Origin of the sequence: Micromonospora sp. S-DT3-3-22, from assembly GCF_015354745.1 — a bacterium.
Lineage (GTDB): Bacteria > Actinomycetota > Actinomycetes > Mycobacteriales > Micromonosporaceae > Micromonospora > Micromonospora wenchangensis.
Genome location: NZ_JACGMO010000012.1, coordinates 1 through 15,037, shown reverse-complemented (window position 1 = coordinate 15,037; position 15,037 = coordinate 1). Strand labels below are relative to the sequence as shown.

Below are 15,037 nucleotides of genomic sequence, written 5' to 3'. Positions count from 1 at the left end.
GGCAGCCGGCGTCGGCGCCGCGGGTGGAGGGCAACCGGTCAGGGCTGGAGGTTCTCCAGGTCGGCGAGCAGCTTCGGGTGGGTCGGCGTCCAGCCGAGGGTCGCCCGGGTGTGTGCGCTCGACGACGGCTGGTCGGCGGCGAAGATCTCGCCGAGTGGGCCGAACGTCTCCTCGGGCACCTGCCGCACCGGCAGGCCGAGTCGCCGCCCGATGACCTCGGCGATGTCCCGCACCGCGTCGCCCTCGTCGTCCACCGCGTGCCAGGCGGTGCCTGCCGGTGCGTTCTCCAGGGCGAGCCGGAACAGCACGGCAGCGTCGACCGCGTGCACGGCCGGCCAGCGCTGGGTGCCGTCGCCCGGGTAGCCGGAGACGCCGGACTGCCGGGCAATCTGGGTGAGCAGCCCGGCGAAGCCGCCCTCGCCGTGGTTGTGCACCGTGCGGGGCAGCCGGACCGACGAGCTGCGGACACCCCGAGCAGCCAACGCCAAGATCGAATTTACGGTACGCCCGCGGCCCCCGACCGGGCCCTCGAGCGGCAGCGGGTCGCCCTCGGTCGAGAGCCGGCCGGCCACCCAGGGCGTGCCGGAAACCGTCACGAGCGGACGGTCACTGCCGATCAGCTCCTCGCCCAGAGCGATGAGCGCCGCGGTTTCCTCGGCGACCGCCGCGGCCACCGACTCGGGACTGCTGAAGTCATTGCCGAAGGCGAGGTGGATCACGCCGTCGGAGCGGGCCGCGCCGGCTCGCACGACGTCGAGGTCGGCCAGGCCGCCCCGGATCGTCTCGGCGCCGGCCGCCTCAGCGGCCTTGGTTGAGGTGTCGGAGCGGGTGAGCGCGAGCACCCGGTGCCCGTGTTCGAGCAGCTCGGCGACGACCATGATGGACGACATGGCACGTTGGGAACCGGGAGCACGCGAGCGGCTGATCGTCGCCGCCGTCGACCTGTTCGCCGAGCAGGGCTACGACGCCACCACGGTCGCGCAGATCGCCGAGCGGGCCGGCGTCACCAAGAGCACGTTCTTCCGGCACTTCCCCGACAAGCGCGAGCTGCTGGCGGCCGGGCAGGAGACGCTCAGCCGGCTGCTCGCCGAGGGCATCACCGAGGCGCCGGCCGGGGCCACCCCGCTCGAGGCGGTCGCGGCCGGCCTGCAGCGGGCGTCCGACGCGATGGGCCCGCTCAACCGCGAGATCGGACCCCGACTCAAGGCAGCCGTCGCGGCGAGCACCGAGCTACAGGAGCGCGACGCCCTCAAGAGCGTGAGCATGGCCGCCGCGATGACCGCCGCCCTGACCGCCCGCGGTGTCCCCGACGCGGCCGCCGCGCTGGCCGGGGAGCTGGGCTTGCTCGCGTTCAAGCGGGGCTACGCCGAGTGGGCCGACACCGACGCCGACCACGGGCTGGCCCGCTACACGCTGGCCGCCCTGAGCGAGCTGCGAGCGGCGACCGCGACACTCGGCTGAGCCGGCGCGCGGATCTCGGGCCGGTCGCCGGCTCTGCGCGTCAGGCCCTGCGGCGAGAACGCGGACTGGATCCGGCCACCCAGCCCGGGTGGATGACCCGCTCCGGATGCCCGGCTTCGCCGGCACGCCGTAACCCGACGACCCGCCCAACCTGCGGTTGCGCCGCCGCCGGGCGCAACCCTTTCCTACCGACCAGGTAGGGTTCCAGGTCCCTGGGTGGGCATCCTTGGAGGCGGACGGTGAGTGGAACACCTGCGTCGAAGCAGTCGGCAGCACTGCGAAAGCTCGGCTTCCTGACCATCGGCCTGTTCGACGAGGCCGACCCCCGCACCGGCCACGAGGCGACACTCCGGCTCATCGAGTTGGGCGAGCAACTCGGCTTCGACAGCACCTGGGTACGCCACCGCCACCTCCAGTACGGCATATCCTCACCGATCGCCGTCCTGGCGGCGGCCTCACAGCGGACCCGGCACATCGAGCTCGGCACCGCGGTCATCCCGCTCGGCTGGGAGAACCCGCTGCGGCTGGCCGAGGACCTGGCCACGGTCGACATCCTCTCCGGCGAGCGCCTGAACCCCGGGGTGAGCGTCGGCCCACCGATGCACTACGACCGGGTCCGCCGGTCGCTCTACCCGGACACCGCCGACGCGGAGGACTTCAGCTACACCCGGGTACGACGGCTGCTCGACCTCGTTCGCGGTGAGCCGGCCAGCGACGTCGAGGGCTTCGAGGGTTTCGAACAGTTCTCCCGCCGGGTGCAACCGCACTCCCCCGGCCTGGCCGCCCGGATGTGGTACGGCGCGGGCAGCCTCCACTCCGCCCGCTGGGCCGGCGAGCAGGGCATGAACCTGCTCACCAGCAGCGTGGTCAAGGCCGAGGAGTCCACCGACTTCACCGAGATCCAGCTCTCGCACATCCGGACGTTCCGCGCCCACCACCCGGACGGCGAACGGGCTCGTGTCTCGCAGGGACTCGTCGTCATCCCCACCGACACCGCCACCCCGACCCAACGTGCCCGCTACGAGGAGTACGCCCGGCAACGCACGCCCCGAACGGCGTCACCCCAGGGTCCGGCCCGGATGATGTTCGCCCCCGATCTCGTCGGCCCGTCGGAGCTGATCGCCGAACGACTGCTCGACGATGTCGCGTTCCGCGAGGTCGACGAGGTTGCGTTCGCCCTGCCCTTCACCTTCACGCCGGCCGACTACGCGCAGATCCTCACCGACATGGCGACCCGGCTCGGCCCCGCGCTCGGGTGGCACCCCAGCCGCTGACGGGCGGGCCGGCCAGATTGAGCAGGGAGCCCACTGTCCGGCCTGCGTTGCAGGTCTCATTCTCCCCGCGCGGCTCACGGAACAGGGTGGACCGCCTCCGGTGAGCCGTGATCTGTGGTCGTGAGCGACACCGACTCGATCCATGTTCGGCCGGCCACGGCCCGGATCGGTCACGGCTCGATGGTGTACTCACAGACCGCCGCCGGGAAACCGCCCGCGCCGAAGCGCAGTTCGACGACGTGCCCGTGGTCGGTCTCGGTGACCGCTGGGATGATCGACTGACCGGCCCGGGCCGGTCGCAGGTACCAGCACCGGCTGGTGTCGGTCCGGCCGGGCGGCACCCCCGCGTCGGCCAGCGCGTTCTCGCCGCGCTCCAGGTAGCACGCGAAGAAGACGTGGTCGTTGAGATCCGTCTCGCGGTCGCTGAACGTGAAGCCGGCCGTCTCGGTTCCGCCGCTGCGTGGTCGTCGCGGCAGCTCCGGCAGGAGGGGCGGTTCGCCGCCGAAGCCCGGGGGTGGCTCGGTGCGCGGTGTGGGTCGTGCCCCGACCCCGGTGTCCAACCAGGTCCACCGGCTGGTCCACACCGCCACCACGGTGCCGTCGACGGCGCGGAGGGTCAGCTCGTCGTGCCCGCCGTACCAGCCACGCCGATCGGTGCCGAGGGTGACGGCCAGTTCGGCGTCGAGCGGCGTTCCGGGAAGCACCCGCACCGGCGGGGTGTACGCCTGCACGTACCGCACCACGGCGCGGACCTGGTGCCGTTCGAAGTAGGACCAGCGGTCGAGGCCGGCCATCTCCTGCCACCAGCCGGCTGAGACCTCGTCGAGGAGTTGCACCAGGTGGGTCGGTTTCAGGGTGCCGCGCTGGGTGATGGCCGGATAACGCGCCTCGGTGCCCGCCCGGTACAGCCTGGGCCCGACGGTCACGGCAGCTGTCCCTGGGCCTGCGCTCGCGCCGGCCGCCGCGGTTTGATGGTGGTGCTCACCGTGGGCGGACGGGTCCGACCCCCGCAGTGGTGTACCGCCATCGGACCCTCCGCCCGGCAGGCGCAGGGCAACACCCGGTTGAGGCTGGACCCGATGCAGAACTCCTCGAAGGCGGTCCGGTCGCCGGGGAGCAGCCGGGCCAGTAGTGCCATCACCGGGTCCACCGCCTTGATCCGGCCGTCGTCGTCGCGCACCTCCAGCCAGGCGTGGTCGAGGTCCATCATCCCGATCAGCCAACCCCGTCGGGCGTACGCCTCGTACCCCATGGCCTGGCACTCCCGTTCGAGATACAGGCTGGCGGAGACGCAGTTGACCACCCCGTTGGCGAGCGTGTCGTCCGGGTCGACCTGCCAACTGGACGGCAGCATCTGGAAACGCGGCCCGCCGTGCCGGATGCCGGCGAACAGCCGGGCCAACCGGGGGGAGACGATCCGGTCCGCCCGACCTGCGGTGACCAGGTCCAGTTCGACGGCGACGAGGTCGGGTGCGGCCGGGAGCCGCACCTCGTCGTCGGTGACGGTCACGGGTCCGGCGGCGCTGGTCCAGCCGGACGCCGCGCCACCGCCGCGCTCCGGAACCGGTCGGTGCAGCAGCCAGCCGGGGTCCGTGCCGCATCCGCCGTCCGGGCACCTCAGCGTCGCGGTCATCCGCCAGGGCCTCGGTTCCGTCCAGGTGGCGGCGGGCTTCAGGGAGAACCGGAACGCGAACTCCCAGCCGATCTCCGGGAGGCTGTTCCCGCTTCCCGAGTAGAGCCCCAGATTGATGAGGTCGTAGTGGCAGAATCGCCGCTCGTCGCCCTCGCCGGTGACCGGCAGCCCGGCCTCGACCAGCAACTCCAGTGTCTCGGCGGGACAACGCAGCAGTCCCAGCGCGCCGGCCCGGTCGACGGTGACCTCGCGGTGGGCCGGCGGGACGAGGGTGACCCGGCGCAGCGCGGCGAGCCACCGGTCGGTCTCCGCCGCGGTGACCGCGCTCACGGCAGCCACGCTCCGGGCTCGGTGGAGTCGTAGAGCACCTCGCCGGAGAGGGAGCCGTCCATGGCGGCCCGGAACATGGGCCGCCGTCGCGGTTTGCCGCTGGTGGTACGCGCCACTGTGGACGCGGGCACGCTGAGCACCCGGATGCGTACGCCGGGGCCGCCCTCCCGGCCGAGTATCCGCGCCACCTCCGCGGCCCACGGACCTGGCCGCTGCCGGATCAGCGCGTGCAGTTCCGGCGTGCGGCCGGCGGAGCCGGCCAGTACCACGACCCGTTCCGGGGAGAGGCCGTCGACGCCGGCGAGGCGGGCCTCCAGGTCCTCCGCGTAGAGGTTGCGTCCGCGTACCTTGAGGCTGTCGCCGGCCCGGCCGAGGACGAACAGTTGGCCGTCGTGGAGGAAGCCGTGGTCGCCGGTGCGCAGCCGGCCCCCGGCGAAGGCGGCGTCAGGTCCGTCGGGCCCGTGGTATCCGGCGGCCACCGACCGGCCGGTCAGTGCGATCTCCCCGACGACGTCGGGCGGCAGCGGTCCGCCCTCGTCGTCGACGACGGTCACCGCGACGCCGTCCCGGGCGTCGCCGCAGCCGATCAACCAGTCGTCGTCGGCCGACGGGTCCGTCCCGACCTCCTCGACGGCGATCACCTCGACCGGCTCGCCGGGGCGCAACTGTCCGGCGACCCGGAGCGCCACCGGTGGTGGCGCCAGGCGCAGGCCGGTCGCCGCGAGGGTGTTCTCGGCCAGCCCGTACGCGGGGAGGAAGGCCCGGGTGCGGAACCCGTGCGGGCCGAGCAGCGCCGCGAACGACTCCAGGGTGCGTCGGCTGACCCGTTCGGCGCCGACGATCGCGGCCCGCCAGTCGCTGAAGTCCATCCCGGCCAGCTCGTCGGGGTCGATCCGCCGGGCGGCGTAGGCGTAGCCGAAGGTGGGTGCGGCGGTCAGCGTCGCCCCCTGCTCGCCGAAGCAGGACAGCCAGCGTCGGGGCGAGCGGATGAACTGGTCCGGTCGCATGGCGAGGATGTCGCTCTGGTTGAGCACCGGAGCGAGGGTGCAGCCGATCAGCCCCATGTCGTGGTAGGTCGGCAGCCAGGTGGCGGTCACGTCGGCGGCGCCCATGTCGAGCCAGCGGCGGATCGCGGTGATGTTGGCCAGGAGGTTGTCGGCGCGGATCGCCACCGCCCGGGGGTGGCCGGACGATCCGGAGGTGAACTGGACCAGCGCCACCTCGTCCCCGGCCGGTGGCTGCGGATCGTCGGCGGCAGGCGTGACGGGACGGCCCGGCCGCCCGTCGCCCGACTGGTCCGCGCCCGGGGCGGTCAGCACGGTCACCGCCAGCCCGGCGGCGGCTGCGGCGCTGCGGGCGGTTCCGGCCAGCTGCGGGTCGACGACCATGGTGCGGGTGCCGGCGACCCGCATCAGGTGGGTCAGCTGCTTCGGGTACGCCCCGCCCGCGCCGAGCCCGGACGGTGGTGGCATCGGGTTGACCACCCCGCCGGCTGCCAGCACTCCGAAGAAGCCGGCCAGGAACGTCTCCGGTGCCGCCAGCAGGAGCGAGACCACCTCACCCCGGCGCAGTCCCGTGGCGCGCAGCAGTCCGGCCACGTTCCCGGCGGCGACGGCGAGCGAGGGAAAGTCGTGCCGGGTCCAACCGGCGTCGTCGGTGGCCACCCGTAGCCCGTGGCCGGTGCGCGGCTCGGTGAGCCAGCCGGTCAGGCTCATGGTGTCATCGTCCGGCTGCCTGGCTGACCAGCGTCACCACGTCGGCGACCGTGGTGACGTCCATCGCCTCGTCGTCGGAGATCGGTGGCAGGTCGAAGCGCCGCTCCAACGCGACCGCCAGTTCGATGAGCGCGAGCGAGTCGAAGTGCAGATCGTCGACGAGTCGTTGGCCGTCGGTGACGTCCCCGGCCGGGTGGGGTGCCATGCTGGCCACCAGTTGGCGGACCATCACCTCGATGGGCTCTGCCATCAGGCTCTCTCCTTCCTTCTCAGCTCAGGCTCCGGATCGGGTGTGGCACGCCGTGACGGTTCTCGTAGTCGACGACGGCCCGTTCCTCGGCGGTCCGCCACACCTCGGTGACCTGCGCGTCGACGTCGTCGAGGCCGGTGGCGCGCACCCGGCGCAGCAGCGCGTCCCGGGCGGTGTCCCACTGGTCACGCAGTTGCCGGCCGCGGGCCCGGACCACCATCGGCAGCGCCGACGGGTTGCGCCGCTCCGGTCCGACCAGCACGTGCACCACGTACGGGACGGCGTCGAGGACCTGGTCGCCGACGATCTGACGGCGGCCGTTGTCCACCGCGTGGCGCATCGCCCAGACGCCGAAGCCGACGTGCCGGGACTCGTCGCGGATCACGTTGCGGAGTCCCTGGGCCAGCACGGGTAGCTGCCCGCAGCGGCGGACCGCTTCGGCCACCGAGCGGAGCACGACCAACGCGAGCGCCCCCTCGGCCACCACGTGGTAGGTGGTCACTGCGGCGTACCAGGCGTCGAGGTCGTCCGGGTCGCGTCGCACCCGTTCGGTCTGTTCCAGCAGGTACGCGTCGAACAGTTCCACTGTGGCGTCGGAGGCGTCCGCCCGGCACCGTCGCGCGTACGCGTGGGGTGGCTCGGTGGATCCCTCCACCGCCTGGAGGTAGCCGAGGAAGAAGATGCTGTGGCGGCTCTCGTCCACGAGCTGGCTGGAGAGGTAGAACTGGGCGGCCTGGGTGGGGGCCGCGTACACCAGGGGGGTCAGCAGGCGGGCGACGGCGACCTCGCCGACGGCGAGTTCGACGAGGGCGGCCCTGAGTTCCTGGTGGAGGAAGGGTCGCAGCGCCTGCCATGCCGGTCGGTCGGCGGTCATCGGCAGGTCCTGGGTGGCCCAGTTCTGCCGCTCCCAGCGCAGGTACAGGCTCTCGGGAGTGGTCTCCCGGTCGTCGATGAGCTGTTCGTCGAGGACGGCCGTCACCGTGGGACTCCTTTCCCCGTGGCTGCCCTGCGTCACGGGGCCGCACCGGGGGCAGCGGGAAGTTGGATCGACCGGAGAAACGGCGTCGGCCAGCGGTTCGGGTGACATTGACCACGGTATTTGCCTGTTGCGGGCTCCTCCCCCGTTTGCCGCACACCCGCAAGTGGTGCGATCACCTAGAGAATCGGCGAGCGGATGCCGGGTGTCAAGGCAGGGTTTCGGGCAGGGCGGTGCGCGTGCCAGAGGTCTCGTCACTGCCCTGTGCACCGACGCCGACCGGGTCACAAGCCGCTGGTGGGCTGCCCGGACCGCGCGCCGGACCACCCGATCCACGCACCCGGCGAGGTGGGCGACCGTGCTGGGCCCGGTTTACCTGACGCTGGGTGGAGAACTGCGCTGGACAGCGGGTCTGGTGACCTTTAGCCGTGAATTTCGGTGTCCCTTCGCGCAATGGACGTGTGGTAGAAAGGCAGGAATTTGTCGCCGGCTGCACTGACTACGAGGTTTCGGAAGGGAACCCCGACATGGGGATACGGGCCGTGGCACGTGGAAGCCTCGTCGATCTGGTCCGCGACCAGGCCGACCGTGATGCGTCGAGCGTGGCGGTGGTCGACGAGGGCGGGGTGCTGACCTACGGCGACCTGGAGCGGGAGAGCAGCCGCCTCGCCCACGTCCTGGCGTCCCGTGGGCTCCGGCCGGGCGACCGGGTCGTCCTCCTGCTCCCCCGGTCCGCTGCGGCGATCTGCGCCATCTTCGCGGTCCTGAAATGCCGTGGCGTCTACGTTCCGCTGGACACCGCCAGTCCGCCGGCCCGGCTGCGGCCCCGGATCGCCGCGGCCGAGCCACGGTTCCTGATCGGGGACGCCACCACTCACCGCCTGCTCCGGCAGTGCTGGGACGGCCCGTCGGCCGTGACGGTCTGGCTCACCGACCCGCCACCGGACGCCCTTCGACCGCAGGACGTCGTGGCGGCTGAGGTCTGCGCCGCACCGGCCACGCCACCGGCCACCGAACCGGCCCCCACCGACCTCGCGTACCTGCTCTTCACCTCGGGTTCGACAGGAACGCCGAAGGGAGTGCCGATCACCCACCAGAGCGTGCTGAGTCTGGCGTCCTGGGCGCGGGAGCACTTCGGACTGACCAGCATGGACCGGCTCTCCTGCCACTCGGCGCTGTCGTTCGACTTCTCCGTGCTCGACATCTACTCGGCGGTGACGGCCGGCGCGTCGCTGCACATGGTCCCGGCGCACTACAACCTCGTACCTGATCTGCTGGCGCGGTTCATCCGTGAGTCGCGGCTGACCCAGTGGTCGTCCGTGCCGTCGGTCCTCATGGCGATGGCCAACCGTGGTGTGGTGCGGGACATGCCGGAGCTCCGCCGGTTGGTCTGGTGCGGGGACGTCTTTCCGGTCGACGGTCTGCGCCACTGGATGGCGAACCTGCCGCACGTCCGGTTCACCAACCTCTACGGGCCCACCGAGACCACCGTCGCGAGCAGCTACCACGACGTCGGGTCGATGCCGGCGCCGGGTGCCGGGGTGCCGATCGGCACCGCGCTGCCCGGCGAGCGCCTGGGGGTGTTCGACGAACACCGGCGGCCGGTGCCGGCCGGCGTGGTCGGTGACCTCCACATCGCCGGGGTCGGACTCAGCCCGGGGTACTGGCGGAGCCCGGCGGAGACGGCGGCGGTGTTCGGCACCGTCGAGGGTGACGACGCCACCCGCTGGTACCGCACCGGGGACCGGGCCAACATCGACGAGCAGGGTCTCGCCCACTTCCACGGTCGCGGTGACCGGCAGATCAAGTCCCGCGGCTACCGGGTCGAACTGGACGAGATCACCCGGGTGGCGCGGGGGCTGCCGGAGTTCGCCGACGTGGCGGTCGTGGCGGTGGACTCCCCCGAGGCCGCCGGACGCGAGATCGGCCTCGCCTACGTGGCGGCCGGCGACCGTCCGCCGGACCACGCGACGGTACGGTCCGAGCTGGCCCGGACGTTGCCCCCGTACATGTTGCCGACGCGATGGCTCGCGGTGGACGCGATCGACACGAACAGCAACGGCAAGATCGACTATCCGGCGCTGACCCGACGGTTCCTCGACCGTGCCGATGCGGCCCCGCCCAGGACGGAGACCTAGATGTCAGCCACCACCTGGCCGGCGCCGTTCGAGGCGATCCTGCGCCGTTACCTGGCGGCGGTCTCCACGGACGAGGACGTCCCGGCGGAGCCGCTCGTCGACCTGGGCCTGGACTCGTTGCGGGCGACGGCGCTCCTGACGGAGTTGGAGAAGGAGTTCGGTGTCGACTTCGGCGACGAGGTGCTCGACCCAGCGTTGTTCTCCAGTGCCGGCCACATGTGGACCGTGGTCCAGGGTCTGATGGGCGATTCCTCCTCGCGCGCCCCGCAGTGATCCGGTCGCGGTAGCCGGCTCCGGTGCGGTCGGCCCCGTCCGGTCGCGCGCCGGACCGCCGGGCGGTCCTTCACCGCGCCGCGCTCGTCCCTCGTCAGCGCGGCCGACCCTCGATGATCGAGAGCCGGCCTCCCCTCGGGCCGCCCCGGTCGGTGACGATCAGACAGGGGCGATCGCGAGGTCGGTGACCTGGCCGTCCGTGATGCCGAACTCGAACGAGAAGGACAGCGGGCCGCCGGGGAAGTCGCCGTCCCCGGAGGCCACCAGCCGCTCGTCCGCGAACGAGGTCGGGGTGAGCACGATCCTGGGGGTGATCAGGTGTCCCTGGATCCACTCGCGGATCTCGGTCCCGCCGGTCCAGGTCTTCCCGTCGTCGCGCACGGTGGCCCCGTCGCCGAAGACCGCGGCCAGCGCGTTCGCGTCGTGCGAGTTGGTGGCGGCGATGAAGTTCTCGACGACGGTGGGCAGCGTGATGTCATTCATTTCCACTCTCCGGTTCTAGGGTGCGAGGGCGCGCCGACAGCGCTGTGGCGACAGGCTCAGAAGTCCGCGCTGCGGGAGAGCTTCTCGTTCGCGCGCAGCTCCGCGAGTGCGTTCTCGTGCATCGCGACGACGGCGTCGTAGCCGGAGTTGCCGAGCACGATCCGGTGCGGTGCAACGGGTGCGTTCATCGCGCTGATCACGGCCTGCACGCCACGAACAGGGTCACCCGCCTGCTTGCCGTCGGCGTCCACGAACGCCGCCTTGACCGCCTCGACCATCGGCACGTAGGCGTCGACGGTCTCGGTGACGGGCTCGTGCTGGAAGTAGGAGAAGGCACTGGTACGGAAGGCTCCCGGCGCTACGGCGAGCACCCGCACCCCGAACGGCTCGACCTCCTGGCGCAGCGTCGCGGTGAGGCCTTCGATCGCGAACTTCGCCGCCGCGTAGTAACCGAACCCCTGTGCGCCGACGAGGCCGGCCACCGACGACATGTTGACGATCCAGCCGTCGCCGCGGGCCCGCATACCCGGCAGGACCGCGCGGATCACCTCGACGACGGCGAACAGGTTGAGGTCGAACGTGCGGCGGATCGTCTCGTCGGGAGCCCCCTCGATCGAGCCGTACCAGCCACGGCCCGCGCTGTTGACGAGCACGTCGATGCCGCCGAACCGTTCCTCTGCCGCCGCGACCGCCGTCCGCACCTGGTCGGAGTCGGTGACGTCGAGCTGGAGAACCAGCACCCGGTCACCGTGCGGTTCGGCCCACTCCCGCAGCTCAGCAGGCCGACGTGCGGTCAACGCCACCTGGTCCCCCTGTGCCAGTGCAGCCTCGGCGTAGACCAGACCGAACCCTCCGGGCGTCCCACCGGTGATGAACCAGGTCCGCATGGACTTCTCCTCTCGCTATAGAACGCAATGTAGCGCTATATGGGCTACCATAGCAAGCGTGACCAACGCACGGGATCGTCTCCTGCTCGCCGCGGCGGAGATGCTGGAGAGCGGCGCCACGGTGTCCACGAGGGCGGTGTGTGACCGCGCCGGGGTGCAGGCCCCGACGCTCTACCACCACTTCGGCAGCAAGCAGGGCCTGATCGACGCCGTGGCCAACCACGGTTTCACCCAGTACACGGCGGTCGAGAACTCGGGCGACCCGCTGGACGACCTCCGCACGGGCTGGGACCGGCACGTGCAGTTCGGGTTGGCGCACCCGTCGTTCTACGGGTTGCTCTACGGGCGCGCCGAGCCGGGAAGAGCCTGCGCCGTCACCGCTCCCGCGCACGCCGCGTTGCGTGAACGGTTCACCGCCGCAGCCACCCGGGGCATGCTCAAGGTGCCGGCGGACGACGCCGCCGAACAGGTCTTCGCCGCCAACGTCGGCATCACGCTCACCCTGATCAGCCAGACGGAGCCGGACCTCGGGCTGTCCGGACGCGTCCGTGAGGCGGCGCTGGCCGGAGTCCTGCACACACCCTCCGCCGACGCCCCCGCGACCCGCGCGAGCGCCGCGTTGACGTTGCGGGCACTGGTCGACGACGACCCGGGCGACCTCACCCCCGGCGAACGCGGACTGCTCGACGAACTGCTGGAGCGCCTGGCCCGCTGACGTGCCGCTGGCCTCGTGTCACGGGCTGTCCGGCGTGTGGGACCGTCCAACGCCGCCCCCGGCGGGTCGGCGCGGCGGGGACGTGCCTCAGCGCAGCGGCTGGGCGCCGATGACGGACAGCATCTGGAGTTTCTCGTAGCTTTCGCTGCCGGGAACGGCGGTGTAGACCATCAGCGAGTGGGCCCGGTCCGGGTCGACCAACCGCTGGCAGTTCAACTCCAGCGCGCCGACCTCGGGGTGGACGAAGTGCTTGACCTCGTGCGGGCGTACCCCGATCTCGTGGTCGTCCCACACCCGCCGGAACTCCTCGCTGGCGGCCAGCAGCAGCCCGGCCAGGTACGCCGCCCGCGACTCCGGGCCCCGGAGGGTGACCAGCTGACGCAGCCCGGAGACGTACATGCGGGTCAGGAAGGCGTGCTCGGTGGGCGCGTAGAAGCGACGGACGGCAGGGTCGGTGAACCACCGGTAGCCCGCGCTGCGGGCCGGCCCGGTGTAGCGGGTGGTGTCCCCGGTGAGCGCGACGCCCATGGCGGACTGCCGCAGGGTCTCGCCGAGTTCGGTGACGATCTCGGCGGGGGTGTCGTCCAGCCGGTCCAGCACCCGCAGCAGACCGGGACTGATGTGGTCGTTGGAGGCACCCCTGGGGGGCGGTTGGTGGCCGGCGAGGCGGAACAGGTGGTCGCGCTCGTCGATCGACATGTGCAGGCCCTGGGCGATCGAGGCGAGCATCCGCTGCGACGGTTGCGGGCCGCGTTCCCGCTCCAGCCGGGAGTAGTAGTCGGTCGACATGTGGCACAACCCGGCGACCTCCTCACGGCGTAGCCCGTTCGTCCGGCGGCGCTGCCCACGGGGCAGTCCGACGTCCTCCGGTTGCAGTGCCTCACGCCGGTTACGGAGGAACTCCGCCAGCCCACTGCGATCGATCACGACGCCTCCCTCCGGTACCGCCTTGTTTCTACCGGCCACGGCAGGGACGTAGCCACGCCCCGCCGATCCCCCCTTCCCGGCCGCGGGCCCGCCGAGGGTGGGATCGGTAGGCCGTGGTTACCGCCCCGCATCCGACCGATGATCGATGGCGTAACCCGATGACCGGACCACCGACAGCGAAAGCAGAGCCGATGCCACGTACACCTGTCGACATCAGCGTCCCCGACCTGACCGGAAAGCTGGCCGTGATCACCGGCGCGAGCGACGGGATGGGCCTGGGCATGGCCGCCCGGCTGGCCGGAGCCGGCGCAGAGGTGATCCTGCCCGTCCGCAACCCGGGCAAGGGCGAGGCCGCGATCGCCACCATCCGGCGGGCCCACCCGGACGCGAAGGTCTCGCTACGCCGCCTGGACCTGTCCTCGCTGGAGTCGGTCGCCACGCTGGGCGAGACCCTGGGTGCGGAGGGCCGCCCGATCCACCTCCTGATCAACAACGCCGGTGTGATGCAGCCGCCGACCCGGCAGACCACGGCCGACGGGTACGAGGTGCAGTTCGGCACCAACCACCTCGGCCACTTCGCCCTGGTCGCCCGGCTCCTCCCCCTGCTGAGCGCCGGCCGGGCCCGGGTCACCTCCCAGGTCAGCGTCGCCGCCCGCAGTGGTCGCATCAACTGGGACGACCTCAACTGGGAACGCTCGTACCACGGCATGCGCGCCTACCGCCAGTCGAAGATCGCGTTCGGGCTGTTCGGTCTGGAGCTGGACCGGCGTAGCAGGGCCCACCGGTGGGGCATCACCAGCAACCTCTCCCATCCCGGGGTGGCCCCCACCAGCCTCCTGGCCGCCCGCCCCGAACTCGGCCGCAGCCGGGACACTCCCGCCGTCCGCCTGATCCGGGCCATGTCCGCCCGCGGCATCCTGGTCGGCACCGTCCAGACCGCGGCCCTGTCCGCGCTGATGGCCGCGACCGACCCCGACGCCCGTCCCGCCGTCCTCTACGGACCCGGCGGGCCCGGCAACCTCGGCGGCCCACCCGCCGAGCAGCGGATGTACCCGACACTGCGCGACACCGGGGAGGCCCAGCGCGTCTGGCAGGTCTCCGAACGGCTGACCGGCGTCGCGTTCGTCGCGGCCTGACACCGGCCGGAACCGGAACGCCGCCCGTCGTCCGGCGGCCGGTTCTGGTTCTGGTTCTGGTTCTGGTTCTGGACGACCATGGGTCGGTTCCGTGGGTCGGCCGTCGTTGCCGTGGCCGCGCCGGCCTTCCGATACCCGGTGCACGAGCGCTGCGCTCTCTCGCGCAGTTCACCCTGATGAGCCGGATGCGGGCCGACCTCCAGGTGGTGTTCCCCACGACGCCGAGCTGGAGGAATTCGGCTACACCCGGGGCTGCATCACCGACGTCCACTATCGCGGCGGCGGGGCGAGCAGCAGCTGCGGTACTGGTTCGACGTGGCCGGGGCCAGCCGCCGGCTGGACATCCCCGACGCCCACTGCGGACCCGCTGGCTTCGGCCGGGGAGGGCGAAGCCACACCATCAGTTTCGACACCGCACCCGCCCCCGCGGCGGTCTGCCCCCAACACCCCCGGCTACCGGTCGGCGAGTTCGATGGAGAGCACAGGGCGGGTTGTTCGTCACCACACATCCGCCAGCCGCCGCACATAGCGCCCATGCAAAATGGCCGACCACGTGCCGCAGGCACCACACCGTGCCCACACCGTCTGTGTCGCTGCGTTGATCCTGACTTAGCTGCCATCCGGATCTGCCGCCGACCGCGTGCCACGGGCGGTGACTACTCCCGAGGCCACCCGGCGTCCGGACGTAGCCGAGATGGCGGAGGCGTTCGAATGGTGAGTTACCGCAGTGCTGCGGCGAGGTCGGCGGCGTTGTCGAACGCGGGTGCTGCCCTTTCGGATTCGTCTTCCGTGAGCGTGACGGACTTGGCGCGGGTCAGCATCTCGGCCGCAGTCTTTGG

Annotated in this window: 15 protein-coding genes and 1 pseudogene; 6 read left to right on the top strand and 10 right to left on the bottom strand. The window is 71.9% G+C overall.

Annotation, left to right across the window (positions count from 1 at the left end; all coding sequences use genetic code 11):
• Window positions 1-38: 38 nt before the first annotated feature.
• Window positions 39-890, bottom strand: a complete 852-nt coding sequence (locus tag H1A17_RS05260; RefSeq protein WP_194821208.1) for an NAD-dependent epimerase/dehydratase family protein — start codon at window positions 888-890, stop codon at window positions 39-41.
• Here H1A17_RS05260 and H1A17_RS05255 point away from each other — a divergent pair.
• Together H1A17_RS05255 and H1A17_RS05250 are read left to right on the top strand one after the other, a co-directional pair.
• Window positions 889-1,461, top strand: a complete 573-nt coding sequence (locus H1A17_RS05255) for a TetR/AcrR family transcriptional regulator (protein ID WP_145919241.1) — start codon at window positions 889-891, stop codon at window positions 1,459-1,461. The genes H1A17_RS05260 and H1A17_RS05255 overlap by 2 nt on opposite strands.
• A gap of 239 nt (window positions 1,462-1,700) precedes the next feature.
• Window positions 1,701-2,735: an LLM class flavin-dependent oxidoreductase gene (locus tag H1A17_RS05250; RefSeq protein ID WP_309236703.1), complete on the top strand. Its 1,035-nt coding sequence runs from the start codon at window positions 1,701-1,703 to the stop codon at window positions 2,733-2,735.
• Window positions 2,736-2,905: 170 nt separating this feature from the next.
• Here the strand turns inward: H1A17_RS05250 and H1A17_RS05245 are convergent, their stop codons facing one another.
• From H1A17_RS05245 to H1A17_RS05225, 5 genes are read right to left on the bottom strand one after another with little or no spacing between them, the layout of a single operon-like run.
• Window positions 2,906-3,661, bottom strand: a complete 756-nt coding sequence (locus tag H1A17_RS05245) for a hypothetical protein (RefSeq protein ID WP_145919240.1) — start codon at window positions 3,659-3,661, stop codon at window positions 2,906-2,908.
• On the bottom strand, window positions 3,658-4,698 hold the full coding sequence (locus tag H1A17_RS05240; protein WP_145919239.1) for a hypothetical protein: 1,041 nt from the start codon (window positions 4,696-4,698) through the stop codon (window positions 3,658-3,660). The genes H1A17_RS05245 and H1A17_RS05240 overlap by 4 nt, the downstream gene beginning before the upstream one ends.
• Entirely contained in the window at window positions 4,695-6,413 is a 1,719-nt protein-coding gene (locus tag H1A17_RS05235; protein WP_145919238.1) for an AMP-binding protein, read from the bottom strand. The genes H1A17_RS05240 and H1A17_RS05235 overlap by 4 nt, the downstream gene beginning before the upstream one ends.
• A 4-nt stretch (window positions 6,414-6,417) precedes the next feature.
• Window positions 6,418-6,663 (bottom strand): acyl carrier protein, encoded by a 246-nt coding sequence (locus tag H1A17_RS05230; protein ID WP_145919237.1) that lies wholly within the window; start codon window positions 6,661-6,663, stop codon window positions 6,418-6,420.
• A 19-nt stretch (window positions 6,664-6,682) separates the two neighbouring features.
• Window positions 6,683-7,642 (bottom strand): hypothetical protein, encoded by a 960-nt coding sequence (locus H1A17_RS05225; protein WP_194821207.1) that lies wholly within the window; start codon window positions 7,640-7,642, stop codon window positions 6,683-6,685.
• A 539-nt stretch (window positions 7,643-8,181) separates the two neighbouring features.
• On the opposite strand from H1A17_RS05225, the gene H1A17_RS05220 reads away from it, so the two are divergent.
• Window positions 8,182-9,777: an amino acid adenylation domain-containing protein gene (locus tag H1A17_RS05220; protein ID WP_168222447.1), complete on the top strand. Its 1,596-nt coding sequence runs from the start codon at window positions 8,182-8,184 to the stop codon at window positions 9,775-9,777.
• Complete coding sequence (locus H1A17_RS05215; RefSeq protein ID WP_145919234.1) at window positions 9,778-10,050, top strand: acyl carrier protein; 273 nt, start codon at window positions 9,778-9,780, stop codon at window positions 10,048-10,050.
• Between the two features lie 159 nt (window positions 10,051-10,209).
• Here the strand turns inward: H1A17_RS05215 and H1A17_RS05210 are convergent, their stop codons facing one another.
• Window positions 10,210-10,533: a nuclear transport factor 2 family protein gene (locus H1A17_RS05210; protein WP_194821206.1), complete on the bottom strand. Its 324-nt coding sequence runs from the start codon at window positions 10,531-10,533 to the stop codon at window positions 10,210-10,212.
• Between the two features lie 56 nt (window positions 10,534-10,589).
• A complete protein-coding gene (locus H1A17_RS05205) occupies window positions 10,590-11,420 on the bottom strand; it encodes an SDR family NAD(P)-dependent oxidoreductase (protein WP_145919232.1) in 831 nt (276 codons plus the stop codon).
• Between the two features lie 58 nt (window positions 11,421-11,478).
• On the opposite strand from H1A17_RS05205, the gene H1A17_RS05200 reads away from it, so the two are divergent.
• Window positions 11,479-12,135 (top strand): TetR/AcrR family transcriptional regulator, encoded by a 657-nt coding sequence (locus H1A17_RS05200; RefSeq protein ID WP_205789435.1) that lies wholly within the window; start codon window positions 11,479-11,481, stop codon window positions 12,133-12,135.
• Window positions 12,136-12,222: 87 nt separating this feature from the next.
• On the opposite strand, the gene H1A17_RS05195 is transcribed toward H1A17_RS05200, so the two are convergent.
• On the bottom strand, window positions 12,223-13,062 hold the full coding sequence (locus H1A17_RS05195; protein ID WP_145919230.1) for a helix-turn-helix transcriptional regulator: 840 nt from the start codon (window positions 13,060-13,062) through the stop codon (window positions 12,223-12,225).
• A gap of 191 nt (window positions 13,063-13,253) precedes the next feature.
• Between H1A17_RS05195 and H1A17_RS05190 the strand changes: the two genes are divergently transcribed.
• Window positions 13,254-14,198 (top strand): SDR family oxidoreductase, encoded by a 945-nt coding sequence (locus tag H1A17_RS05190; RefSeq protein ID WP_194821205.1) that lies wholly within the window; start codon window positions 13,254-13,256, stop codon window positions 14,196-14,198.
• A 719-nt stretch (window positions 14,199-14,917) separates the two neighbouring features.
• Here H1A17_RS05190 and H1A17_RS35495 read toward each other — a convergent pair.
• Window positions 14,918-15,037 (bottom strand): annotated as a pseudogene (locus tag H1A17_RS35495) (VOC family protein); the annotation flags it as partial.